At 71.7% G+C, this 25260-nt stretch carries 15 protein-coding genes, 1 tRNA gene and 1 pseudogene; 11 read left to right on the plus strand and 6 right to left on the minus strand.

Translation table 11 applies throughout. From position 1 onward, the window contains the following. Positions 1-80 precede the first annotated feature (80 nt). Positions 81-3182: a PD-(D/E)XK nuclease family protein gene (locus tag ACR3ZA_RS11255; protein WP_473662043.1), complete on the plus strand. Its 3102-nt coding sequence runs from the start codon at positions 81-83 to the stop codon at positions 3180-3182. Beyond that, entirely contained in the window at positions 3175-6456 is a 3282-nt protein-coding gene (locus ACR3ZA_RS11260) for a UvrD-helicase domain-containing protein (protein WP_473662044.1), read from the plus strand. The genes ACR3ZA_RS11255 and ACR3ZA_RS11260 overlap by 8 nt, the downstream gene beginning before the upstream one ends. 21 nt (positions 6457-6477) lie before the next feature. On the opposite strand, the gene ACR3ZA_RS11265 is transcribed toward ACR3ZA_RS11260, so the two are convergent. After that, positions 6478-7329, minus strand: coding sequence for a LysR substrate-binding domain-containing protein (locus ACR3ZA_RS11265; RefSeq protein WP_473662045.1), 852 nt, complete (start codon positions 7327-7329; stop codon positions 6478-6480). Positions 7330-7412: 83 nt separating this feature from the next. Between ACR3ZA_RS11265 and ACR3ZA_RS11270 the strand changes: the two genes are divergently transcribed. Continuing rightward, positions 7413-8756 carry an MFS transporter gene (locus ACR3ZA_RS11270; protein ID WP_473662046.1) on the plus strand — a complete coding sequence of 448 codons (1344 nt, stop codon included), beginning with the start codon at positions 7413-7415 and terminating at the stop codon, positions 8754-8756. A gap of 5 nt (positions 8757-8761) precedes the next feature. Here ACR3ZA_RS11270 and ACR3ZA_RS11275 read toward each other — a convergent pair whose 3' ends face one another. Continuing rightward, the gene (locus tag ACR3ZA_RS11275) at positions 8762-9748 is read right to left on the minus strand and encodes a phosphotransferase (RefSeq protein WP_473662047.1); all 987 of its coding nucleotides are present in this window, start codon (positions 9746-9748) and stop codon (positions 8762-8764) included. Positions 9749-9821: 73 nt separating this feature from the next. Here ACR3ZA_RS11275 and nudC point away from each other — a divergent pair, with 73 nt between their 5' ends. Then, positions 9822-10793, plus strand: coding sequence for an NAD(+) diphosphatase (gene nudC, locus ACR3ZA_RS11280; protein ID WP_473662048.1), 972 nt, complete (start codon positions 9822-9824; stop codon positions 10791-10793). Then, positions 10790-12511 (plus strand): UvrD-helicase domain-containing protein, encoded by a 1722-nt coding sequence (locus ACR3ZA_RS11285; protein WP_473662049.1) that lies wholly within the window; start codon positions 10790-10792, stop codon positions 12509-12511. Before nudC ends, ACR3ZA_RS11285 begins: the two co-directional genes overlap by 4 nt. Here ACR3ZA_RS11285 and ACR3ZA_RS11290 read toward each other — a convergent pair. Both ACR3ZA_RS11290 and ACR3ZA_RS11295 read right to left on the minus strand, forming a co-directional pair. After that, a pseudogene (locus tag ACR3ZA_RS11290) lies at positions 12471-13187 on the minus strand (hypothetical protein); the annotation flags it as partial. The gene ACR3ZA_RS11285 and the pseudogene ACR3ZA_RS11290 overlap by 41 nt on opposite strands. Before the next feature lie 63 nt (positions 13188-13250). Beyond that, complete coding sequence (locus ACR3ZA_RS11295; protein WP_473662050.1) at positions 13251-14606, minus strand: zinc-dependent metalloprotease; 1356 nt, start codon at positions 14604-14606, stop codon at positions 13251-13253. Between the two features lie 120 nt (positions 14607-14726). On the opposite strand from ACR3ZA_RS11295, the gene ACR3ZA_RS11300 reads away from it, so the two are divergent. From ACR3ZA_RS11300 to ACR3ZA_RS11310, 3 genes are all read left to right on the plus strand, one after another. Beyond that, a complete protein-coding gene (locus ACR3ZA_RS11300) occupies positions 14727-15872 on the plus strand; it encodes a S16 family serine protease (protein ID WP_473662051.1) in 1146 nt (381 codons plus the stop codon). Positions 15873-15957: 85 nt separating this feature from the next. Continuing rightward, positions 15958-18840 carry a UPF0182 family protein gene (locus tag ACR3ZA_RS11305; protein WP_473662052.1) on the plus strand — a complete coding sequence of 961 codons (2883 nt, stop codon included), beginning with the start codon at positions 15958-15960 and terminating at the stop codon, positions 18838-18840. A 50-nt stretch (positions 18841-18890) separates the two neighbouring features. Then, positions 18891-18967, plus strand: a tRNA-Met gene (locus ACR3ZA_RS11310). 35 nt (positions 18968-19002) lie between these two features. Here ACR3ZA_RS11310 and ACR3ZA_RS11315 read toward each other — a convergent pair. Further along, positions 19003-19653 (minus strand): NERD domain-containing protein, encoded by a 651-nt coding sequence (locus tag ACR3ZA_RS11315; RefSeq protein ID WP_473662053.1) that lies wholly within the window; start codon positions 19651-19653, stop codon positions 19003-19005. 134 nt (positions 19654-19787) lie between these two features. On the opposite strand from ACR3ZA_RS11315, the gene ACR3ZA_RS11320 reads away from it, so the two are divergent. From ACR3ZA_RS11320 to ACR3ZA_RS11330, 3 genes are all read left to right on the plus strand, one after another. Further along, on the plus strand, positions 19788-21545 hold the full coding sequence (locus ACR3ZA_RS11320) for a hypothetical protein (protein ID WP_473662054.1): 1758 nt from the start codon (positions 19788-19790) through the stop codon (positions 21543-21545). Between the two features lie 9 nt (positions 21546-21554). After that, entirely contained in the window at positions 21555-22376 is an 822-nt protein-coding gene (locus ACR3ZA_RS11325) for a nitrilase-related carbon-nitrogen hydrolase (RefSeq protein ID WP_473662055.1), read from the plus strand. Between the two features lie 134 nt (positions 22377-22510). Continuing rightward, complete coding sequence (locus ACR3ZA_RS11330) at positions 22511-23932, plus strand: DUF222 domain-containing protein (protein ID WP_473662056.1); 1422 nt, start codon at positions 22511-22513, stop codon at positions 23930-23932. A gap of 47 nt (positions 23933-23979) precedes the next feature. On the opposite strand, the gene ACR3ZA_RS11335 is transcribed toward ACR3ZA_RS11330, so the two are convergent. Continuing rightward, on the minus strand, positions 23980-25191 hold the full coding sequence (locus ACR3ZA_RS11335; RefSeq protein ID WP_473662057.1) for an aminotransferase class I/II-fold pyridoxal phosphate-dependent enzyme: 1212 nt from the start codon (positions 25189-25191) through the stop codon (positions 23980-23982). Positions 25192-25260: the final 69 nt, after the last annotated feature.

A 25260-nucleotide genomic window follows, 5' to 3' on the forward strand; every position in this document is an offset into this window, starting at 1 on the left:
GTATTCGATGCCCGGCCCCCGGGTGCGCGAGGTTCTCTGTCGGCAGAACGGATGTCCGCCGCTCCCGCTACCGTGAGGGCGTGGGCCTCGAGCTGGATGAATCGCAGCGGGCCGTGCTCGAGCTCCCCGAGGGGGCGAGCGCGGTCGTCATCGGTGCGCCCGGATCGGGCAAGACCGCGACGCTGGTGGCGCTCGCCGCCGACCGCGTGCATTCGCGCGGCTACGACGCGGCGGAGCTGCTCGTGATCACTGGCAGCCGCCACTCGGCCACCGACCTCCGGGATCGGCTGGCGCGCGAGCTCGCCGTCGTGACCACGGGTCCGCTCGCGCGCACCGCCAGCTCGGTCGCCTTCGAGCTGGCCACCGCGCAGGCGCGCGCGCACGACGCCGCGCCGCCGCGGCTGCTGTCGGGGGCCGACCAGGATCTCGTGATCCGCGAGCTCCTCGAGGGGCACCTCGACGATGCGGCCGGGCCGGCGTGGCCGGAGGACCTCGATGCGGCCGTGCGCCGACTGCCGGCCTTCCGGGTCGAACTGCGGGAGCTCCTCATGCGCGCGACCGAGTTCGGGATCTCGCCCGAGCAGCTGCGCCGCCTCGCCGTCGCCGAGCAGCGGCCAGAGTGGCGTGCGGCCGCCGACTTCGCGGTGGAATACCAGACCGTGCTGGCGAGCGCACGCGGCGAGATGCTCGACCCGGCGGAGCTGGGCGCGGCGGCCGTTCATGCGATCGAGGCCGGGCACCTCGGCGAGCGCCTCGCCGCGGTGCGGCTGATCCTCGTCGACGAACTGCACCAGGCGACCGAGGCGACGATGCGGATGCTGCGCGCCTTCGTCGACCGCGGCGTCGCGGTGGTCGGCTTCGGCGATCCCGATATCGCCAGCAACAGCTTCCGCGGCGGCGAGGTCAACGCGGTCGGAGCCTTCGCGACGCGGGTGGGCGTGCCGGACGCGCCGCGACTCGTGCTCGGTACCGTGCATCGCCACGGCCCGACGATCCGGCGCGTGGTCGCCGAGATCACGGCGCGGATCGGCGCGGCCGGGGAGGGCACCCAGCGCGCGGCCTCGTCGGCGGTGCCCGACGCGGAGGATCGGCCGCTGCTGGCGATCCGTGAGGCGAGCCCTGCCGCGGAGGCCGACGCTATCGCGCGGGTCCTGCGCGAACGGCACCTGCTCGACGGCGTGCCCTGGAACGAGCTGGCGGTGATCACGCGCACGGCGCGCGCGATCCCGGGGCTCGCTCGCGCACTCGCTCTTGCGCACGTTCCCACCCGAACGCACGCGGGCGGTGCGGCGCTGCGCGACGACCTGGCCGCGGGCGCCCTGCTGCGAGTCGTCGAGGTGGCGATCGGCCGCAGCGAGCTCTCGGCGGCCAGCGCCGAAGAACTCCTGCTCGGACCCTACGGGGGCCTTGAGGCGCTCGGACTGCGACGCCTCCGGCTCGCGCTGCGGGCGGAGGAGCTCGCCGGGGGCGGCACCCGGCACGGGGGAGAGCTGCTTGCCGACGCGCTGCGAGCACCCGGCCGGCTCGCCACGATCGATCACGCCGTCGGTCGACGTGCCGCCCGCCTGGCCGGGATCCTGGCGAAGCTGCGCGAGCAGCACGACGCGGGCGCCTCCGCCGAGGAGCTGCTCTGGACGGCCTGGGAGGGCTCGGGCGTCGCGGCGAGCTGGGAGCAGCGCGCCCGCGGCGCGGGTCTCGCCGCTGAGGAGGCGAATCGCGCCCTCGACGGCGTGGTGGCGCTGTTCGCGTCGGCGCGGCGCTTCGCCGAGCGTGCCCCGCAGTCGAGCGCCGCGGCCTTCCTGGCGGAGGTGCTCGACGCGGAGGTCCCCGAAGACACGCTGGCGCCGCACACGCTGGCCGACACGGTGCTGGTGGCGACCCCCGCCGGTGCGAGTGCGTTCGACTTCGACACCGTGGTCGTCTCGGGTCTGCAGGACGGGCAGTGGCCGAACCTGCGCCTGCGCGGGTCGCTGCTCGGCGCGGGCGACCTCGTCGCGGTTCTCGACGGGCGCGGTGCCGGGGCAGCGGTCGTCGATGAGCGGCGCGCCGTTCTCGCCGATGAGCTGCGCATCTTCGCCCTCGCGGCCTCCCGGGCCCGGTCGCGACTGGTGGTCTCGGCGGTCGACAGCGACGACGAGGCGGCGAGTCCGCTCTTCGAGCTGGTCGCCGACCCGTCACTTGGCGGCGCCGCGCTCGTCGGCTCCGGGCGCAGCCCGCTCGGTCTGCGCCCGCTGGTGGCCCGGCTGCGCCGCGAGCTGACGACCGAGCCGGCGAGCGGCGAGCCGGAGCGCGCGTCACGGCGTTCCGCCGCGACCGCGGCGCTCGTCGCCCTGGCCCTCGAGGGGGTCCCCGGGGCGCACCCCGACTCCTGGCGGGGACTGTCGGGCCCGTCGACGACCGCGCCGCTCGTCGACCTCAACGACCCGGACGCGCGCGTCTCGGTGTCGCCGTCCGGCATCGAGGCGATCGAGCGCAGCCCGATGGAGGCCTTCGTCGAGAAGATGGGCGGCGGCAGCACGAGCGCCGCGCTCGGCATGGGGACCCTCATTCATGACGTCCTCGAGCACGCCGCGAGCCGCGACGCGGATGAGCTCTGGGCCGCGCTGGAGGAGCGCTGGGGCGAGCTGCACTTCGAGTCGCCGTGGGACGCCGAGCGTCAGCGGGCGGTCGCCCGGGCCGCGATCGACGCGCTCGCCGACTACCTTGCCGCGGTGGAGGCCCGCGGTGGAGAGCTCGTGTCGGCCGAGGGGTCGTTCCGACTCGACATCCCGCCCGCCCAGCTCAACGGCAAGATCGACCGCGTCGAGCGCTACGACGAGGGACTCGTGATCATGGATCTGAAGACGGGCTCGCACATCGCGACCGCGTCCGAGGCCGCCGAGCACCCGCAGCTGGGCGCGTACCAGCTGGCCCACGCCGACGGCGCGCTCGAGCAGGGCGGCGAGGTGCCGCTGCACGAGGCGCGTCTCGTCTTCACCTCCTCGACGACGAAGGCGCGCTTCACGGTGCGCGAGCAGAAGGCCTTCGACGAGGAGGCGCGGGAGGCGTTCCGCGAACGGGTTCGCGCGGCCGCGCGCGAGATGGCCGGGCCGAGCTTCGCCGCGATCCTCACCGACGACGCGTTCGCGCACGGCTCCGACGTGCGCGCCGTGCAGCTTCCCCCGGAGGTGTCCAGTGGCTGAGTCGCTGGCCGTGGTCTCGGCCGGTGAGATCGCCGAGGCCCTGAAGCTGCCGACGCCCACCGATCAGCAGCGGGCGGTCATCGAGTCCCCGCTGGTGGCGGCGCTCGTCGTCGCGGGCGCCGGAAGCGGCAAGACGGAGACGATGGCGTTCCGCGCCCTCTGGCTCGTGGCCAACGGGCTCGTGCGCCCCTCGGAGATTCTCGGCCTCACCTTCACCCGCAAGGCGGCCGGTGAGCTGGGGGAGCGGATGCGCGACCGCATCGCCGCGCTGCGGGCCGAGGGCATGGTGCGCGAGCCGGTCTCGGACCGGGCCGAGTCGCCGGCCGACGCGCCGGCCGAGTCCGACCTGGGGGCGGAGCTGCTCGACGCCCCCAAGATCGCCACCTACAACTCGTTCGCGAGCACACTGTTTCGCGATCACGCGGCCCGCGTCGGCTTCGACGGCGACGCCGTGGTGCTCGGCGAAGCGGCCGCCTGGCTGCTCGCCCGGGAGGTCGTGGTCGGTCTCGACGACCCGCGGCTGGCCGAGTCGGGCAAGAGCATCGACCAGGTCACGACCGCCGTCGTGCGGCTCGCCTCCTCGCTCGCCGAGCATCTCGCCGATCCCGAGGCCGTCGAGAAGATGGCCGCCGACTATGCGGCCCTCGGCGACATCCCGCAGGTGGGCGCCGCCTACGCCGCCGACATGGAGTCGATCGTCACCCCCGTGCGATCCCTCCCCGCGCTGCTCGACGCCGCGCGCGAGTTCCAGCGGGTCAAGGGGGAGCGCGGCTACCTGCAGTACAGCGACCAGGTGCAGATCGCGCTGCGGGTGGCGGAGCGCGCGCCGGGGGTCGCCAGCGAGCTCCGCGAGCGGTTCAAGGTGGTCATCCTCGACGAGTATCAGGACACCAGCGTCGGGCAGACGCGGCTGCTCGCGGCACTGTTCGCCGGGCATCCGGTGATGGCGGTCGGCGACCCGCATCAGGCGATCTACGGCTGGCGCGGCGCGAGCGCGGCCAACCTGGGCGAGTTCTCGCGCTGGTTCGGGGCCGAGCACCGTTTCGATCTGTCGACCAGCTGGCGCAACGGCGAGCGCATTCTGGATGCGGCGAACACCATCCTGGAGCCGCTCGCCGCGACCAGCCCGGTCGCCGTCGAGAGGCTGGCGCCGCGCCCGCACGCGGACGCGATCCCCGTCGAGGTGCGGTTCGAGCAGACGGTCGTCGACGAGGCGCGCGCCGTCGCGGCGTGGTTCCGTGATCGTCTCGCCGATCGCCGCAACTGGAGCGTCCCGAAGGGCGGCACCGAGGCGGTCCCGCCGAGCGCGGCGCTGCTGCTGCGCGCGCGGCGCACCCTGGAGCACTTCACGGGGGCGCTGACCGATGCCGGGGTGCCGTATCACGTGCTCGGCGTCGGAGGACTGCTGGCTCAACCGCTCGTGGCCGATCTGGTGGCGGCGCTCCGGGTGGTCGACGACCCGACAGCGGGCAACGAGCTGATCCGGCTCCTGGTCGGGTCGCGGTGGCGCATCGGCGCGGCCGACATCGCGGCGCTCCACGAGCTCGCGCGCTGGCTCGAGAGGCGCGACCTGCGGCAGCGCGCACTCGACGAGGCGGTGCGCGAACGACTGCGCGCCTCGGTGATCGACGAGGAGTCGGCGTCGATCATCGACGCGCTGGACTTCCTCGCCACGCAGCGCGGAGATCATGGCGCCGTGCGCGACTTCAGCGAGGAGGGCCTCCGGCGGCTGCGCGAGGCCGGCGCCCTGTTCGCGGGGCTGCGTCAGCGCACGCGGCTCGAACTCGTCGACTTCGTCACCGTCGTGCTGCAGGAGCTCGATCTCGACATCGAGGCCGCGGCCAACGAGTCGCGACCCGGCAGCGGCCGGGTGCTCGAGGCGTTCTTCGACGCGCTCGCCCAGTTCGAGCAGCTCGGACGCAGCGGATCGCTGCGCTCGTTCCTCGGCTGGCTGCATGAGGCTGCGTCGCGCGACCGGCTGAGCCCGCGCACGGATCCGCCCGAGGCCGGCTGCGTGCAGATCCTCACCATCCACGGCGCGAAGGGCCTCGAATGGGATCTGGTCGCCGTGCCGCGACTGGTCGAGGACGAGCTGCCCGCCAAGCCGCGGGACACCGGCGCCTGGGTCGGGTTCGGCGAACTGCCCTACGAGTTCCGGGGCGACTCGGCCGCGCTGCCGGTGTTCGCCTGGCGGACCGCGACGGCACGGGTCGAGCTGCGTGATCGCTTCAAGGAGTTCAAGGCGCAGGTCGCCGAAGGTCAGCGTGCGGAGGATCGTCGGCTCGGATACGTCGCGATCACGCGGGCCCGTCACGAGCTGCTCCTGACAGGCTCCTTCTGGTCGTCGCAGTCGCGCTGGCGCAAGCCGAGCGCCTTCCTCCGCGAACTGGAGGAGGCGGGTGTCGTCGGTGCGCTGCCGAGCGAGCCGGCCGAAACCGAGACGAACCCGCTGCTGGGGGATCCGGCGCGCGAGACCTGGCCCCGGGATCCGCTGCGCGGTCGCCGTGAGCGCGTCGAACGGGCCGCCGCCGAGGTGCGTGCGGCGCTCGACGACGCCGAACTCGAGACGGCGGTCGAGGCGGCGGGTGCCTGGACTCGCGATCTGCGACTGCTGCTGGCCGAGCGTCGGCAGCAGCTGGCGGGCCCACCGGGGGTCGCGCCGCCCGCGCGCATTCCCGCCTCGCGCTTCCACGAGTACGTCACCGATCCGGAGCGGGTCGCGGCGGAGCTGCGGCGGCCGATGCCGGAGCGCCCGTACCGTGCCACCCGGCTCGGCACCCTGTTCCACGCCTGGGTCGAGCATCGCGCCGACCCGGACGGGCTCGAGGAGGAGCTGGATGCGCGTTTCTCCGAGCTCGACATCGACGCCGACACGGAGCTGGTGGCGGTCGACGCCGACCGGTTCGCCGAGCTGAAGGCGACGTTCGAGCGGTCGCCGTGGGCCGAGCTCAAGCCGGTGGAGGTCGAGCGCGAGATCCACCTTCCCTTCGACGGGCGCACCATCGTCTGCAAGATCGATGCCGTCTATGAGCGCGACGGCCGATTCGAGATCGTCGACTGGAAGACCGGCAAGGCGCCGAAGGACGCCGACGATCTCGAACGCAAGCAGCTCCAGCTCGCGCTCTACCGGCTGGCCTACGCGCGCTGGGCGGGCATCGATCCCGCACTCGTCGATGCGGCGTTCTACTTCGTCGCCGAGGATCGCATCATCCGCCCCGAGCACGTCTCGAGCGAGGACGAGCTGCGGGAGCGCTGGCGCGCGGCGCTCGGCTGAGCGCGGCGGGCGCCGCAGTGCTCAGACGTCGAGCCGCGAACGGCTGACGATCGCCGAGGCGAGGGCGTCGATCGGGCCGCGGTCGGCCTGCGGGTTGTCGAGCAGTGCGAACTCGACCTCGTCGAGCAGCGGCAGGCCGAAGGTGTTGGTGACCGGCACCAGATCTCCGGGGATCATGCTCTGCGGGAACGCCGCGATTCCGATGCCGGCGCGCACCGCGGCCAGCACCCCGTTGATCTCGCGGGTGTTGCAGGTGATGCGCCAGGTGCGTCCGGCCGCCTCGAGCGCGTCGATCGCCGCCTGGCGAGAGAGGCTGGGCGCCTGATAGACGATCAGCGGCACGGGCTGCTCCGGGTCGAGAGTCACGGCGCGGTGCGCCGCCCAGACGAGTCGCTCGCGCCGCACCACCCGGCCGATGCCGGCGTCCGCCGGCTGCCGCACGAACACCAGATCCAGTTGTCCCGCGCGCAGGCGCCGGTTCAGGAACGGGCTCTGGCCGACGGTCAGCTCCAGGTTGATCTGCGGATACAGCTGGCGGAAGTCGCGCAGGATCTGCGGCAGCTGCGTCAAGGCCAGGTCGTCGGCGGAGCCGAAGCGCAGCCGGCCTCGCATCGCGGAGCCGGTGAAGTAGGCCGCGGCCTCGTCGTGGGCGGAGAGGATGGTGCGCGCGAAGCCGAGCAGGGCGTCCCCGTTGTCGGTGAGCGCCACCTGCCGTGTGTCGCGGGCGACCAGGATCCGGCCGGCGGCCGCCTCCAGCTTTCGGATCTGCTGACTCACGGTGGGTTGGCTGAGACCCAGCTGCGCGGCCGCGCGCGTGAAGCTCAGCGTCTCGGCGAGGGTCACGAAGGTGCGGAGCAGGACCGGGTCGAACATCGGGTTCCATTCGAAAAGGCAATATGACTTATAGCCAGCATTCCACAATGTAATGGCGCGGCCGCACGTACCTTGGAAGCGACATGACATCCGTATCCGGCATCGAGGCCGAAAATCTCACCGCTCCCATCCCCGTGGTCGACGGGCGCCCTCGGTGGCGCGACACCGCGATCGCGCTCCGTTCGTACAACTACCGCATGTACGTCATCGGCCAGCTCTTCGCCAACACCGGCGGCTGGATGGCGCGCATCGCGATCGACTGGCTGGTGCTCGAACTCACCGGCAATGTGGCGCTCGTCGGCATCGTCGTCGCGCTCCAGTTCGCCCCCACGATCCTCCTCGGCGCCTGGGCGGGGGTGCTCTCCGACCGGGCCAACCGGCACCGCGTGCTGATCGCCACCCAGACCGTGGGCCTGGCCTCCAATGCGCTGCTGGCCCTGCTCGTGCTGCTCGGAGCGGTTGAGGTCTGGCACGTCTTCCTGGTGGCGACCACCACCGGTATCGCGATGGCGATCGATGGTCCGTCGCGCTCGGCCTTCGTCAGCGAGATGGTCGGCACCGCGCGGCTGCGCAACGCCATCAGCGTCAACGCGATGATCTTCCACCTCGGCGGACTCCTCGGGCCGGCGATCTCGGGCGTGCTCATCGTCGCCGTCGGCTCCGGCTGGTCGATCGCGATCAACGCCGCCACGGCCTCGGTCGCGCTGGCGATGCTCCTGGTGATGCGGGTGCACGAGCTTCATCGCGCCCCGCGCCAGGCTCGCGGCGGCGGACAGATCCGCGAGGCACTCGCCTACGCGCGGCGCAAGCCCACGATCCTCTGGCCGATCGTGCTGCTGGGATTCGTTGCCGTCTTCGGCATGAACCTCCCGGTGCTCTTCACCGCGGCGGCGACGTCGTTCGGAACGGGGGCCGCCGGCTACGGGCTCTACAGTTCGCTCGCCGCGGTCGGCGCGCTCGTCGGTGCCGTGCTGTCGGCACAGCGGCGGTCGCTGCGGCTGCGCGCGATCGTGATGGCCACGATCGGCTACGGGCTCGTCACCGTGCTCGCTGGCGTCGCGCTCTGGTACCCGCTGTTCCTCGGCGCGCTCGTCGGCATCGGGATCACGCGACTGCTGTTCGCGACGGGGGCGGAGTCGATGACGCAGCTCTCGACCAATCCGGGGATCCGCGGCCGCATCATGTCGTTCTACTTCATGGTCGTCGTGGGCGGTCAGGCGCTCGGCGGCGTGATCATGGGGTTCATCGCGGAGCACTTCGGGCCGCACGTTGCGTTCACGGTCGCCGGAGGTGTCCCGGCGCTCGCGGGGATCACGATCGCGATCGTGCTGGCGCGCCGGCACCAGCTGCGCATCCGGGTGAGCCTGCGCACGCCGCGGCGGCTGGTGCGGATCGTGCCGCGCGGGCAGTCGATCCTCGAGAGCTGAGGGGCCTACCGCGCGGTGGCGGTGCGCGAGAGCAGCTCTTCGACCTCATCGACGTCGAGCGTCGACTCGGGGCGGCGGATCGAGACGGTGTCGTTCTGCGAGATCGTGTCGACGAGCCCCGACATGAGCTCCACGGCGTCGTCGACGATCTCGGTCGACTTCGTCGCCGTGCCGTGCAGCAGCCACTTGGCGAGCTCGAGCTCGTTGAGCAGGCGAGCGCGTTCGGTCAGCTGGCGATCGACGGAGCCGCGAACCCGGGCATAGGCGCCGAAGGCGGTCTCGGCGATGCCGTCGCCGGGGGCGCGCAGCAGCCAGTGCAGGTCGACCGCCGGGTCGCCCACGTGAAGCGACTGCCAGCCCAGCAGGCCGGTGACGACGCCGTCGGAGGAGAGGAACGACTCCGCTTCGAGCGCTCCGTTGACCACGGCCGGGGCGAACTGCCAGAGCGTCGGGTCGCCGATCGCGCGCTCCCAGCGCTGCTGCAGCACGGCCGGGACGACGCGGGTCGCGATCGCGCGGTCGAGCAGCTTGGCGGCGTCGCGGGCCGCCTCGATGCCGGTGCGGCTCGGCAGTCCCGAGTCGGCGACGAAGCTGGTCGGCAGGGCGTGAATCGCCGCGATCGCCTCGCCGATCGAGGTGGCGAGGTCGTGGTCGAGGCTGGCGAGCTCGGCCTTGGCGCCGTAGACGAATTCGTAGACGACCGCGCGCGTGTCGCCCGCGGGCGCCTGACCGGCGAAGGTGGTCACGGCGAAGGGCAGTCGCGCGCGCACACCCGCGCTGAGCGCGCGGAGCGCGACCAGGTCGGCCGACTGCGCGGCCTCGGCGCTCTCGCTGCGCGGCACGCGAACGATCCAGTGCCGACCGTCCCGTCCGGTGAGCAGCGCGGCGTCGAAATCGCCGCCGGGAGAGCCGATGGGGGTCGCGCCCGCGATGTCCAGACCGTCCACGGCCGACGTCGCGAGCGCGGCTAGAGTGAAGTGCGACCTGGCCATGGTGACAGGGTAGGTCGCCCCATGTGCGTCGGCCTCGTACGCCACGCCCTTCGTCCGTTCCCGAGAGGTGCCTGTGCGCAGCGATTTCGGTACGCGACTTCCGCTCTCCCGGGCGGCGCTCGATCGCGACCACCTGCGGCGAGCCCGCGAGCCCGAGGCGCTGCTCGCCGAGCCGGGCGCACGCGTCCTCGTCCTCCACGAGGGACGCGTGCCGCTGCGCGCCGATGTTGAGCCGCGCGTCCTTCTTCCCGCCGCGCCGCCGTTCGCGGCGCTCCCGCCCGAGACGCTCGTGCTCTTTCTCGGCACGGTGCTGCCCGGCGATGACGAGCTGGCGGTCGGCACCCCCGTGCTCGCACTCGTCGTCGATGACGCCGGCGTCGACACGCTCACCGCGCAGGGCGTTCTGCCGCGCGACGTCGGCTGGGGCGACCTGCGACGGCTGGGCGCGCGCTGGGGGGCGCGCGATGCGGGCCTGGTGACGCAGGCGCTCGCGCTGGCCAACTGGCATCGCAGTGCCGCCTTCTCACCCCGCACCGGTCGCGTCACCGAGTCGGTGCTCTCGGGCTGGGTGCGCCGCGATCCGACCGACGGCTCCGAGTACTTCCCGCGCACCGACGCGGCCATCATCGTCGGCGTGACGGATGCCGACGACCGGCTGCTGCTCGGCTCGAACGCGGTCTGGGAGTCCAATCGCTTCTCGCTGCTGGCCGGCTTCGTCGAGCCGGGCGAGAGCTTCGAGGCGGCCGTCGAGCGAGAGATCTTCGAGGAGTCGGGGCTGCGGGTCGTCGAACCGGTCTATCTGGGTTCGCAGCCGTGGCCGTTCCCGGCCTCGCTGATGGTCGGCTTCCGCGCCCGGCTCGCCGAGGGGGAGGACCCCACCGGGCGACCCGACGGCGAGGAGATCCTGGAGCTGCGCTGGTTCAGCCGGTCGGAGCTTCAGGATGCGCTGGGCGAGATCCTGCTGCCCGGCCCGACCTCGATCGCCCGCCGGATCATCGAGGACTGGATCGGCGCCGAGATCGACGACGGGCAGCGCACGCCGTGAACGCCGAGAAGATTCTCGAAGGACTCGACGAGCAGCAGCGCGAGGCCGCGGAGGCGCTCCTCGGGCCGGTGTGCATTCTCGCGGGTGCGGGCACGGGCAAGACCCGGGCCCTGACGCACCGCATCGCCTACGGGGTCGCGACCGGAGCCTTCGACCCCGAGCGCATGATGGCGCTCACCTTCACCACCCGCGCGGCGGGGGAGCTGCGCACCCGGCTGCGAGCTCTCGGCGCCGGCGGCGTGAGCGCGCGCACCTTCCACGCGGCGGCGCTCGCCCAGCTGAACTTCTTCTGGCCGCGCGTCATCGGCGGCTCCACCCCGCGCATCCTCGCCGCGAAAGGCCCGGCGATCGCGCATGCGGCCGAGTCGGTGCGGATGAAGCTCGACACCGCGGTGCTGCGTGACGTCGCGGCCGAGATCGAGTGGCGCAAGGTCTCGCAGCTGACCCTCGAGCAGTACGCCCGGGCGGCGGCCTCGCGCCCGATGCCGAACGACATCTCGATCGACACGATGGTGGCACTGCAGGAGGGCTACGAGCGGATCAAGGACGAGCGCCGCCAGATCGATTTCGAGGATGTGCTGCTGGCGACGGCGGGCATGCTCGAGGATGAGCCGTGGGTGGCCGAGCAGGTGCGCGCGCAGTACCGCTTCTTCGTGGTCGATGAGTACCAGGACGTCTCGCCGCTGCAGCAGTCGCTGCTCGATCTGTGGCTGGGCCCGCGCCGCGAGCTGTGCGTCGTCGGCGACGCGAGCCAGACGATCTACTCGTTCACGGGGGCCACGAGCGACTATCTCCTGGGGTTCGCCTCGCGCTACCCGGGCGCGCGCGTCGTCCGGCTCGAGAGCAACTATCGCTCCGTCCGGCCCGTGCTCGACCTGGCGAACCGGCTGATGCGCGGTCGCGCCGGTGCGCTGGAGCTGACACCGGCGGTGGCCTCGACGCCGCGAGCCGAGGTGCCCGCGCCGGTCGCCTACGACACCGACGCCGACGAGGCGCGCGCCGTCGCCGCCTCCATCGCGGAGGAGATCGCGGCGGGCACGCGTCCCGAGCAGATCGCGGTGCTGTACCGCGTCAACGCGCAAGGCCCGCACCTGCAGACGGCGATCGCCGAGGCCGGGGTGAGCGTGCGTGAGCTCGGCGGCACCAAGTTCTTCGACCTCGATGTCGTGAAGCGGGCGATCCTCGAGCTCGGCAGCGTGGCGCGCGAGCAGCGGGCGACGCCGGAGCCTCCGCTGTTCCAGTCGGTCAGCGACGTGCTGCGCGCGAACGGCTGGTCGACGGAGGCGCCGGAGGGGGCCGGGGCGGTGCGCGAGCGCTGGGAGGCGCTCAACGCGATCATCGAGCTCGCCGACCAGGCGCCCGAGGGGACGAGCCTGGCGGCCTTCGTGGCGGAGCTGCGCGACCGGCAGTCGGCGCAGCACGAGCCGACGCTGTCGTCCGTCGTGTTGTCGACCCTGCACAGCGCCAAGGGCCTCGAGTGGGATTCGGTCTATCTCGTGGGGCTCAGCGAGGGTCTGGTGCCGGTGAGCCACGCGCGTGGCCTCGCGGGCATCGACGAGGAGCGCCGGCTGCTCTACGTCGGCATCACGCGGGCACGGCGACGGCTGTCTCTGTCGTGGTCGCGGGCGGGGCTTCGGGGGCAGCGTCGAGAGCCGAGCCGTTTTCTGGCAGAGCTCGGCACGAGCACTCGGGATGCGGGGCAACGCGCCCCTCGGTGAGTCGCCCGCCGCGCGGGTCGATGCTCCACACCCGCCCGAACCGGTCGGGTTTGTCGCGACTGCGGCGCACCGCGAACGCGCTCGCCTCGGCGATCGCCGTGCGCGAGAGCGCGGCGGGCGCGCGCCGTGCCAACTGGGTGGCGAGGGCGGGCCAGGCCGGGTCGGCCTCGTAGCGTGTCAGGTGCACGCAGTAGAGGCACGCGCCGGTGCCGGGCACGACGAACGGGCCGACCTCGACGCACTCCTCGCTCACGATGATCGGCAGGTGCGGCACGTCTCGGCGCAGCCATCGGCCGTGGTCGTCGGGCTGGAGGACGTGGTCGGCCACGACGATGACGAGGTCGGGACGGGCCTCGGTGGAGACGCGCGAGTGCTCCTCATCGAGCTGTCGAGCGATCTCTTTCGCGAGGTCGCTGTCGCCGGTCACGGCGATGCGGGCGCGGCGCGGTTCAGCGCGCAGCAGCACGGGAGCAAGACGCTCGAGCAGCGCCTCCGCGTCGATTCCGTGCGCGATCATGCGCAGACCCGACTCCGAGATGCCCGCGACCAGGGCGGTGATGGCGCGTTCGGTCGGCGGGTCGACCGGGTCGAGCACCACGCCGGGATGGACGCCGATCTGCAGGGCAGAGGGGGAGCGCCACACGACCGGGAACCGGGGATCAAGTCGGAGGACCATCACTCCATGGTCCGCGCCTGCGGCGCGCGCCGCCGGAGCTCTCCACACCTGCGCGGGCCGGGACTACTCCTCGCGCGGGCGGTCGCCGGTCTCGTCGCCGAGCAGGTCGGCGATCGCGCGGTCGACGTCGTCTTCCGTCGGCTCGGTCGCCGTCAGTCGTGCGATGAGCGCCGTGGGGTCGTCGATGTCCTCCGCCGTCGGCAGCACGTCGGGGTGCGCCCAGAGCGCATCCCGTGCATCTGCCCCGACCGCGTCGCTGACCTGCTGCCACATGGCGGCGGCCTCCCGCAGTCGCCGCGGCCGAAGCTCGAGGCCGACCAGGGTGGCGAAGGCCGACTCGGCGGGGCCCCCGGAGGCGCGGCGACGGCGCACCGTCTCGGCGATCGCGCCGCTCTTGGGCAGTCGCGTCGTCGCGCTCGCCGTGACCACATCGACCCAGCCTTCGATGAGGGCGAGCTGCGTCTCGAGCCGGGCGAGTGCGGCCAGCTGCTCTTCGCTCTTCGGCGGAATCAGCGCGCCGCTGGTCACGGCATCGCGCAGCTCGTCCGGATTGCTCGGGTCGAACTGGGCCGCCAGGTTCTCGATCTGCTCGGTGTCGACGTGGATGCCGTGCGCGAAGTCGGTGATCTGCGAGATCAGCTGCAGGCGCAGCCATTTGGCGTGGCGGAACAGTCGGGCATGCGCCAGCTCGCGCACCGACAGGTAGATCCGCACCTCGTCGAGAGGGATGTCGAGGCCGGCTCCGAACGCGTCCACGTTCTGCGGGACGATGACCGCCTGGCGCTGGTCTCCGTCGCTGAGCGGAATGCCGATGTCGCCACCGGAGACCACCTCGGCGGCGAGCTGCCCGACCACCTGGCCGAGCTGCATCGCGAAGAGCGTGCCGCCGACGTTGCGCAGCAGCTTGGCGGGGTCGGCGCCGAGCATGTTGGTCGCATCGTCGGGGAGGCTCTCGTCGAGCACCTCGGTGAGCGCATCGGCGATCGACGTCGCCACCGGCTCGGCGAGCTGCGTCCAGACCGGCATCGTGGACTCGGCCCAGCCGGAGCGATTCAGCAGCACGGGCTCCTGGGTGAGCCCGGCGATGTCGGTGGCCTCGTCGAGCCACAGGGCGGCGACGTGGAGCGCCGACTCGAAGGATGCGCGCTCCTCGGAGGTCGAGGGAACGGCGCCGCGCGCGGCGAGAGTCGTCGCCTGCTCGAGCGCGAGATCCCAGTTGACGCCGTCGGTGGTGTTGCTGAGGGCATCCTGGAGCTGCCCGATCAGCCGGGCGATGAGCGCCGGATCGGAGGGCAGTCCTGCGGCGCTCGCGAGCTTCGCGGGGTCCATGTCTCCCTCGCCGGAGAGGAACTCGCGCAGCATGTCGCGGAAGTCGTCGTTGTCGGCCGCTTCCGGCTCATCCCGCGGATCATCAGGCATGCCAACTACGCTAACCGGTGGCCCGTGGCACCGCCCGGGTTTTCGCCGTGACGGGGGCGACTGGCCTTGCGCCGGGAGCGAACAGTGCCGCGGTGCCGAGCCCGCACTCTGAAGGATCCCGTGAGCGACATCTTCCCTCCCACGCCCTCGAACCGTCCGAGCCTCGAGGAACGAGAGGCTCTGCACCGCGAGCAGCGCCGGACGACGATCGCACGCGGCCTCGGCTGGGTGCTCCTCTCGGCGGCCGTCGTGGGGGCCCTGCTGCTCGGCAGCGCACCCGCGCCCTACGTGATCGAGAAGCCGGGCCCGGTATACGACACGCTCGGCGAGGTGCTGATCGACGGTGAGGCGGTGCCGCTCATCGACATCGACGGGGCGGAGACGTACCCGACGAGCGGTGAGCTCGACCTGCTCACGGTGCGCATCCAGGGCAACCGCACGAGCCAGCCCAGCTGGATCGACATCGCCACCGCGTGGTTCGAGCCGAGCAGCGCGGTCGTGCCGATCGAGGCGATCTACCCCGAGGGGCAGAGCACCGAGGATGCGCAGGAGCAGTCGGCGATCGAGATGCAGAACTCGCAGCAGGAGGCCATCGCCGCCGCGCTCAACGAACTCGACATCGAGTACACCGGCGTCGTCGACGTCGCCTCCGTGCAGGAGGGCTCGCCCGCGGAGGGAGTCCTCGAGGCGGGCGACCAGATTCTGGCCGCCGGGGGAGCGCTGACCCCGGATGTGTCGGCCCTGCGAGCCGTCATCAGCGATAACGGCGTCGAGTCGCCGATGTCGTTCCTCATCCGGCGCGACGGGGTCGAGCAAGAGGTCAGCGTCACCCCGATGCTCGCCGATGACGGAGCGACGCCGGTCATCGGCGTGCTGGTGAGCGGCACCTACGACTTCCCGATCGATGTCTCGATTCAGCTCTCCAGCGTCGGCGGTCCGAGCGCCGGCATGATGTTCGCGCTCGGCATCTTCGACAAGCTCACCCCGGGCGAGCTGACCGGCGGCGAGCACATCGCCGGCACCGGGACGATCGCCGCGGACGGCACGGTCGGCGCGATCGGCGGCATCCAGCAGAAGATGTACGGCGCGCTCGAGGCCGGCGCGGAATGGTTCCTGGCACCCGCCGACAACTGCGACGCGGTGGTCGGGAACATCCCCGACGGGCTCGAGGTGTTCAAGGTGGTCACGCTCGACGACGCCCTCGCGGTGGTCGAGGCCGTCGGAACCGGGAGCGACACGAGCGACCTCGCGCGCTGCGAACCGTAGCCAACACCCAGCGGCCCGTGGGCGGGTGCCACGTAGGATATGAGGGATCCGTCTGTGCCGACGGAAGACCTGACAGGAGCCACCCGTGACTTCGCCCACCAACCGGACCGAACAGCAGCGCCCCGCGCGCAGCTCGACCCGAGTTGCCCTTGCCGTGACCGCCGCGATCATCGGTGTGATCGTGATCGGCTTCATCACCTTCTCCGGCTTCTACGCCGACATCCTCTGGTTCGACCAGCTGGGCTACCTGGAGGTGCTGACCACCCAGTGGTTCGCCTTCGGCGCCCTGTTCGCGATCGGCTTCATCGCGATGGCGCTCGTCGTCTGGGTGAGCATCACGATCGCGTTCCGCACGCGGCCGGTCTACGCCAAGCTCAGCGCGCAGCTGGACCGCTACCAGCAGGTGATCGAGCCGCTGCGTCGCCTGGCGATCTACGGAATCCCGCTCGTGCTCGGGCTCTTCATGGGGGTCTCGACCGCGACGCGCTGGCCCACCGTGCTGCAGTTCCTGAACCGCACGGAGTTCGGCAGCCTTGACCCGCAGTTCGGTCTCGACGTGTCGTTCTTCGTCTACGAGCTGCCGTTCTACCGCGGGCTCCTCGCCTACGCCTCGGCCGTCATCCTCGTGGCCGGCCTCGCGGCGCTCGCCACCAACTACCTCTACGGCGGCATCCGCGTCTCGGGTCGCGAGGTGCGCGTCACGCGCCCCGCGCGCATCCACCTGGCGATCATGGCGACGGTCTACCTGGCGCTGCAGGCGGTCAGCATCTGGTTCGACCAGTACGCGACCGTGCTCGGTGAGGGCTCGCTCATCACCGGTGCCTCCTATACCGACGTGAATGCGGTGATCCCCGGCCGCGCGATCCTCGCGCTCGCCGCGGGACTGGTCGCGCTGCTGGCGCTGCTGACCGCGATCATCGGCCGCTGGCGGCTGCCGCTGCTCGGCACGGCCGCGCTGCTGGTCGCCTCGCTCGTGATCGGCTCGATCTACCCGGCGCTCGTGCAGCGCTTCCAGGTGGAGCCGAGCGAGCAGACCCTCGAGGCGCCGTACATTCAGCGCAACATCGACGCGACGCGGACCGCCTACGGCCTGGACGACGTCAGCGTCGTGCCGTACAACGCGGTCACGGATGCCGAGCCCGGCGCTCTGCGCGCCGACGCCGAGACCACCGCGAACATCCGCATCCTCGACCCGGCGCTCGTCGGCGACACGTTCGCCCAGCTGGAGCAGGTGCGCCAGTACTACCAGTTCCCGAATCTCGACGTGGATCGCTACGTGATCGATGGCAAGTCCACCGACACGGTGATCGCGCTGCGTGAGCTGAACCAGGGCGGCCAGACCAGCACCACCTGGTACTCGAACACCCTCGTCTACACGCACGGCTTCGGTGTCGTGGCGGCGTACGGAAACCAGCGCGAGGTCGACGGCCAGCCGCGCTTCCTCGAGTCGGGCATCCCGAACTCGGGTGCGCTCGGCGAGTTCGAGCCGCGCGTCTACTTCGGTGAGGAGAGCCCCGAGTACTCCATCGTGGGCGGCACCGACAACGGCTCGCCGATCGAGCTCGACTTCCCGGCCGGCGGCGAGGACAGCACCGGCAACGCCTTCACCACCTATGAGGCCGAGGGCGGCCCGGCGCTGGACAACCTGTTCAAGCAGCTGGTGTACGCGGTCAAGTTCCAGAGCGAGCAGATCATCCTCTCGGACGGCATCGACGAGAACTCGCAGATCCTCTACGACCGCACCCCGATGGAGCGCGTGCAGAAGGTGGCCCCCTACCTGACGCTCGACTCCGACCCGTACCCGGCCGTGGTCGACGGCGGCATCGTCTGGATCGTGGATGCGTACACGACGACGGCGAGCTACCCGTACTCGAAGATCGAGCAGCTCTCGAGCGCGATCGCCGACACCTACACGCCGGCGCCCGCGTATGCGCTCGACGACATCAACTACATCCGCAACTCGGTGAAGGCCACGGTCGACGCCTACACGGGTGAGGTCGTGCTGTACGTGTGGGACGAGGATGACCCGATTCTGCAGACCTGGCAGAAGGTCTTCCCCGCGACGCTCGTGCCGGCCGACGAGATGAGCGAGGACCTCCAGGCGCACGTGCGCTACCCGGCGGACCTGTTCAAGGTGCAGCGCTCGATCCTCGAGACCTACCACGTGACGCAGGCCGGCTCGTGGTACTCCGGTGACGACGCCTGGTCGACCCCGGCCGACCCGACGCAGACCTCCGGGGTCGCGCAGCCGCCGTACTACCTGACGATGCAGGTGCCCGGCACGGAGGCGCCCGCGTTCACGCTGTACTCGACCTACATCCCGCAGCAGGGTGCCGGCGACGCGAGTCGCTCGGTGCTCACCGGCTACCTCGCTGTCAACGCGGATGCGGGCGAGGACTACGGCAAGCTGACGCTCCTCGAGCTTCCGAAGCAGGACACCACGCCCGGCCCCGGTCAGGTGCAGAACTCCTTCAACTCGGACACCGAGGTGGCGACCGAGCTGAACCTGCTCGAGCAGCAGGGCACCAGCGTGAGCCGCGGAAACCTGCTGACCGTGCCGGTCGGCGGCGGACTGCTCTACGTGCAGCCGGTCTACGTGCAGTCGACGGGTGAGACCAGCTACCCGCTGCTCCGGAAGATCCTGGTCGCCTTCGGTGACAAGGTCGCGTTCGAGGACACGCTCACCGAGGCTCTCGATGTGCTCTTCGGCGGCGACGCGGGAGCAAGCGCGGGCGACGGTGACGTCGAGGTTCCGACCGAGCCGACGGACCCGACCGACCCGACCGACCCTGGCACGGAGACGCCGGACACGACCGACAATGCCGCGCTCGAGGCGGCGCTGCGCGACTACCAGGCGGCCCTCACCGACCGCAACCAGGCCTACGCGGACGGCGACCTGGTCGCTGCCGCGGAGGCCGACGAGCGGATGCAGGCGGCCGTCGAACGGGCGATCGCCGCGCTGGAGTAGCGCCCCGATTCGTGTCCACCCCGCGGCCGTGGTAAAGTCAATCCTTGTGCCGCGGGGTGGAGCAGTTCGGTAGCTCGCTGGGCTCATAACCCAGAGGTCGTAGGTTCAAATCCTGCCCCCGCAACCAGATGAAGGCCCGGTCTTGTGACCGGGCCTTCTGCTTTAAGCCGCCTCGAACGAGGCGAGCAGATGGCGGTGCAGCGTCTCCGCCCGCGCCGCGTCGAGCGGCCCGGGCAGGCGCAGCAGGTCGGCGAGTCGCTCCGGTGGGGTGACCCCGACGCCCTCGACGAGGTAGCCGTTCAGCACCTCCCACTCGGCTCCGATGAAGCACAGGATGCCGCGCACCGGCACCGTGGCGTCGGCCAGCACTGCGTCCACCACGCGGGTCTGCCACTGCACGCTCTGCACCAGGTGGTGGCGGTCGTCGCGGCCGATGAAGAGGCGCTTCGCGGTCGCCTCGCCCGCGCCGGAGGTCTCGACGCGCGGGCGCCCCGCGTAGTTCTTGGCGTCGATCACGTAGACGCCGGTCGGCGCGATCGCAAGGTGATCGAGGTTGCTGGTGCCGCCCGGCACGCGGCGATCGTGCAGCACGCGCACCCCGTGGTCGGCGAGCTCGGTGAGCGTGCGGCCCACGACCGACTCGCCGGCCGCGCCCTTCTCCCAGGCCCGGATCTCGCGCGAGCGGCGGCCCGCATCCCGCAGCAGCTCCTGGATGCTCTCGGGCGCCGCATCCGCCGACGCCTCTCGCTCGCGTCGCAGTCGGGCGTGCTCGCGGTGGGCGGAGGCGCCCGCGAAATCGCGGTCCCAGGTCATGCCGCACACGCTACTCCGGCCCGCCGACGCCATTGACCTGCCGTGGTCAGGGGCGTACGGTGTCGGGCACCGGACACCCGAATGCGCGCGCCGGTGACTGCAGCTGGCGCTCGCCTGACCGGACGGAGCAGCCGATGCCTGCCGACCCGAACGCCCCCGTGCCCACCGATGCGCCGATCTACGCGTCACCTCCCGATTTGCGGGTCTCCACCGCAGACGGGTTCACGCACAGCCCGAAGCATCCGAACGAGAAGATCTGGCTCTCGGATTCGATGCAGGCCGACGAAGCCGGCAACGAAGTATTCCGCTGGGCGTATTTCAATCGCTTCGAGGTTGAGCCGCTCGAGGTCAGCCACACGGAGTGGCGGGTGACCGCGACGGCCAAGTCCGAGTTCCGGGTGGTTCCGGTCGGGGGCGGCATGTGCCAGCAGGAGCAGGCGGTGGTCGAGGAGGAGTACAGCTACAAGTTCGCGCTGCTCAAGCAGTACTACGAGCAGTGGGTCACCGACACGCTGCTGAAGGACTACTACGACACCTTCCTGAGCCCGACCGCGGGCGCCACCGGCGGGGGGCTCGGCGTCGCCGGACTGTTCGGCGACCTCGCCTACGGCACCGTCACTGCGGGGATCGCCGAGGGCACCATCGCGACCACCACCGGCACCCTCGGCGGGGCCGGGGCCACCGGCGCGGTCGCGAGCGCGGGCGGCCTTGCCGCCGTCGGCGCCGCGTTCGTGGGGGCCTTTCTCGGCACCACCGCCGCGATGAGCCAGATCCTCAAAGACACCGATGTGCGCTCGAGCGGCTGGGCCGTGATCGGCAAATGGAAGTACGACGAGACGCCGACCGGAAACACGCGCACCACCTGGAAGAAGATCGGCGCCCCGTTCCCGTGCCCGCCGCGCCCCGAGACCGGGGGAGCCGCCGGCGCCGCGACCAAGGTCGGTGCCGGCGAGGTGCGCGAGACCGCACCCGCACCGGAGCGGCCGATCTGGAAGCGCTGGTGGTTCCTGCTGCTGCTGGCCCTGTTCGTCGTGCTGCTGATCATCGCGCTTGTGCTGTTCCTGCTGCCGCGGTCCGCCGTGACTCCGGGTGCGGTGGTCGACCCGACCGATGAGCCGACCTCGACCTCGTCGGCCGAGAACGCCTCCTTCGCTCCGGCGTCCTGCTCCGCGGTCGGGCACTCGCCGTATCCGTACTTCACCGGCAGCCCGTCGTGGTATCTGCTTGTGCTCCTGGTGATCGTCGCGGCGGGGTCCGCCGACGGGACCGCTTTCGAGGTGGACACCCCCGGCGCCGACGTCGACTCCGTCTCGGGCATCGTCGCGCCGGATGGTGTGATCGCCGCGGTCGTTCCGGTCTCTAGCTACGCCGACTACGCGGTCGGAGAGGTGACCCTGCGCGGTGCTGACGGCACGACGACGACGGTGCCCGCCGACGCCACCGTGGTCGCGGTCACCGCCGAGGAGCGCTCCCTCGACTGCGAGGGCGAACCCGGTGCGGTGGCGGCGATGCGGGATGCCATGGCCGCCAGCAGCACCGGCGAGCAGGAGGCGAGCGAGTTCGTCTCCGCGTTCGAAGGCTGGCACGCCACTGGCGACGTGGATGCGCTGGCGGCGAGCCAGCATCCGGCCGTGCTGCACCGCTACGGAGCGGAGCAGTGCGAGGCCTACCTCGACACCGTCGTCGGCTCGATCTCGGAGATCGAGATCGTCGACCAGCGCTCCGAGCCGTGGAACTACCCGACCGACGACCGCACGACCCAGATCCTCAACTCGCAGACCGTCGCCGCCGATGCGAATCTCGGCGGACAGGTCGAACGCGTCGAGCTGCACGTCGCCGAGTACGCGGGCGCCGTGCGCTGGTTCACCGATTGCGGGGACCCGCAGACCTAGGCTGAGAGCATGGCCACATCTGAGAACTCCACCGCAGCGGTGGCGGTGGCACAGTTCGCGCCCGGTGACGACCCGGCCGCGAACCTCGCCGAGATCACACGACTGGCGGAAACCGCCGTCGCGCGCGGCGCGCGGCTCGTCGTCTTCCCCGAGTACTCGTCGTACTTCACGGCCGCGATGGGCGCCGACGTGGTGCCCTTCGCGCAGGAGCTCGACGGCGAGTTCGCGGGGGCGCTCGGCGCGCTCGCCAGCCGGTTGGGCATCCATATCGTCGCGGGGATGATCGAGGCGGCGCCCGGCGACGCGCAGCGGGTGCACAACACCCTCATCGCCGTCGACGCGTCCGGTGCGGTGGTGGCCAGCTACCGCAAGATGCACCTCTACGACGCCTTCGGCCAGAAGGAGAGCGACTGGGTGGTGGCAGGCGCCCTCGACCAGACGCCGCTGTTCCCGTGGGAGGGCTTCACGGTCGGGCTGCAGACCTGCTACGACGTGCGCTTCCCCGAGGTGACGAGGCGGCTTGTGGATGCGGGCGCCGACCTGGTGCTGCTTCCCGCGGAGTGGGTGCGCGGTCCGCTGAAGGAGCACCACTGGCGCACGCTGGTGACCGCGCGCGCCCTCGAGAACACGATCTTCGTGGCGGCCGCCGACCACGCCCCGCCGGTCGGTGCGGGCAACAGCATGGTGGTCGACCCGATGGGGGTCGAGCTCGTCACCGTGGGGGAGTCGGTCGAGGTCGGAGTTGCCTGGATCTCGCCGGCGCGCGTCGCGGAGGTGCGGCGGGTGAATCCGGCGCTGGCTCTGCGGCGGTTCGGGGTCGGCCCGCGGTAGCGGGGTTGCCGGGCTGGGCCGGGCCGGGATGGGCTGGGCTGGCTCGTCTCCTCCACTGCCCGCAGGTGTGTGACTTCTCCACCAGTATGTGAGGAACGCTAGAAAATACGTTCGAGTCTTGGGACAATTGACTCATGTCAGAATCGAACGCATCTCTCATATCGCTCGCCGATGTGTCGGTGCCGTTCGCGCCGCCCGCCGTGCTCGGGGCGGCCGACTCCGAGCTGCTCGGTCTGCAGCGAGAATTGGGCGAGATCGCGCGTCGGGTGGCATCCGCGTCGGCGGTGGTCGCGGCCGAGATCGCGCACCGTTCGCGTCCGGACCTCGGCTATGAGGGCCTCGCTCAGCGCTTGGGCACCCGAACCCCGCAGCACCTCGTCCAGAGGCTCACGGGCGGCACCTCGCGCGACGCCGCCGCGCTCGTGCGGATCGGGTCGCTGATCCCCGTCGCCGAGGGCCCGGGCTCGTCGGGCGGCGACGCTGACTCTGAGCCGGGTCGCCCCGCGATCGCGGAGCCTTGGCTCCGCGGCGTCGGCGCCGCCTGCGCCGAGGGGCGATTGTCGGTGGCTGCGGCCGACGTGATTCGCGCCGGGCTCGGTGTGCCCAACGCGGCCGTCAGCGAAGCCTCGCTTGCGGCGGCCGCCGACAGTCTCGTCGCGCGGGCGCCCGGCCTCACCCCCGAACGGCTCGCGGTTGCGGCGCGCAACGCCCGCGCCGAACTCGATGCGGCGGCCGACGCGGAGCTGGTCGCGGATCGCGAGCGAGCACTGCGCGAGCGCCGCTACCTGCACCTCTTTCGCCAGGAGGACGGCATGACCCGCATCTCGGGCCTGCTCGACCCCGAGTCGGCCGCGCTGGTCGTGTCGGCGGTCGATGGGGTGACTTCACCGCGTCGTGGGGGTCCCCGCTTCGCCGACGCTGCCCGAGCGGATGCCGCCGCCGAACTGGTGCGCGACCCGCGCACCACCGAGCAGATCGCGTTGGACGCCCTCGTCGACTTCATCCGCGTCGGGTCGACCGTCGCCCCCGATGCCGTGCACGCGGGCCGTGGCGCCGCCGTGCGGGTGCTGGTGACCGCGCGCGACCTGGAGTCGGGTCGCGGCATCGCTCGAATCGAGGGGCAGTCGGAGCCGATCAGCATCGCCACCGCCGAACGCCACCGTTGCGCGTCGGGGTCGGTGGCGGTGATGTTCGACGACACCGGTCATCCACTCAACCTCGGCCGCGAACGCCGGCTGTTCAGCCGCCACCAGCGCATCGCGATCGCCGCCCGCGACGGAGGCTGCCGCTTTCCCGGCTGCGACCGACCACCCTCTTGGACCGAGGCGCATCACATCGTGCCCTGGCAGGAGGGCGGAAAAACGGACGCGGTCGACGGAGTCTTGCTCTGCCGTCACCATCACCTACTCGTGCACGACAACGGGTGGCGGGTCGCGCGCACCGGGGGCGACTACTTTGTGGTGCCACCGCGCTCGCTCGACCCGGAGCAACGGCCCATCCCGGCCCCGAGCAAGAGCGCGGTGCTGGAGCGGCTGCTCGCCCAGCGCGCGGGGTAGAAGTGTGTGCTGGTGCTGGTGCCTGTGCGCGTGCCTGTTGCCGAGCTCTAGGACCGCAGGGAGGCGAGCTGCACGGCCGCGCGCTCGAGCACGTCGTGCCGCTTGCAGAACGCGAAGCGCACCAGCGTGCGGTAGTCGGCGCGGTTCTCCGGGCGGATGAACGCGGTCAACGGGATGGCGACGACGCCCGCGCGGGCGGGCAGCGCCCGGCAGAACTCGTCGGCATCGGTCGCGCCGAGCGGGGCGGCACCCGCGATCACGAAGTAGCCGCCCGCCGGGCGCGAGACGGTGAAACCCGCGGCGACAAGGCCCGCCGAGAGCAGGTCGCGCTTGGCGGCGAGAGCAGCGGCGGCTCCGGTGAAGTAGTCGTCCGGCAGGTCGAGACCGGCCGCGATCGCCGGCTGGAACGGGGCGCCGTTCACGTAGGTGAGGAACTGCTTCACCGCCTGGATCGGGGCGATCAGCGCGGGCGGGGCGGTGATCCAGCCGATCTTCCAGCCGGTCGTGTTGAACGTCTTGCCGCCGCTGCCGATGCTGACGGTGCGCTCGCGTGCCCCCGGCAGGGTCGCGATCGGGGTGTGCCGGGTGCCGTCCACCGGGTCATCGAAGACCAGGTGCTCGTAGACCTCGTCGCTGACGATCCAGGCGTCGTGGCGGTGCGCGAGCTCCACGATCAGCTCCAGGGCCTCGCGATCCAGCACCATGCCGGTCGGGTTGTGCGGGGAGTTGATCAGGATGACGCGGGTGCGGTCGGTGACCGCGGCGCGCAGGGCATCCAGGTCGGGGCGGAAATCGGGGGCGCGCAGCGGCACCGTCACATGGCGCGCGCCAGCGAGGCCGATCATGGCCGCGTAGGAGTCGTAGAACGGCTCGAAGGTGACGACCTCGTCGCCCGTGTCGAGCAGGGCGAGCAGGGACGCGGCGATCGCCTCCGTCGCGCCAGCGGTGACGAGCACCTCCCGGTCGGGGTCGATGCGCAGGTCGTAGAAGCGCTCGTGGTGGCGCGCGATCGCGTCGCGCAGCACCGGCATGCCGAGCGCCGGCGGGTACTGGTTGAGCCCCTCGTCGATCGCGCGCTTGGCGGCGTCGAGCACCTCGCGCGGACCGTCCTCGTCGGGGAAGCCCTGGCCGAGGTTGATCGCGCCGGTGCTCGCCGCGAGCGCCGACATCTCGCCGAAGATGGTGGGCCGCAGGGCGCCGTCCTCGCCGAGGAGCATCGCTCCGCGCGCGGCTCGCTCCCACGCGCCCGGAACACTCATGGACTCCAACCTACTGCCGCTCTGTGGATGACTCGTCCACGCGCCGAGCGGATCACCTACCGTCGTCGC

The sequence above is a fragment of the Herbiconiux sp. J20-20 genome (genome assembly GCF_057365085.1).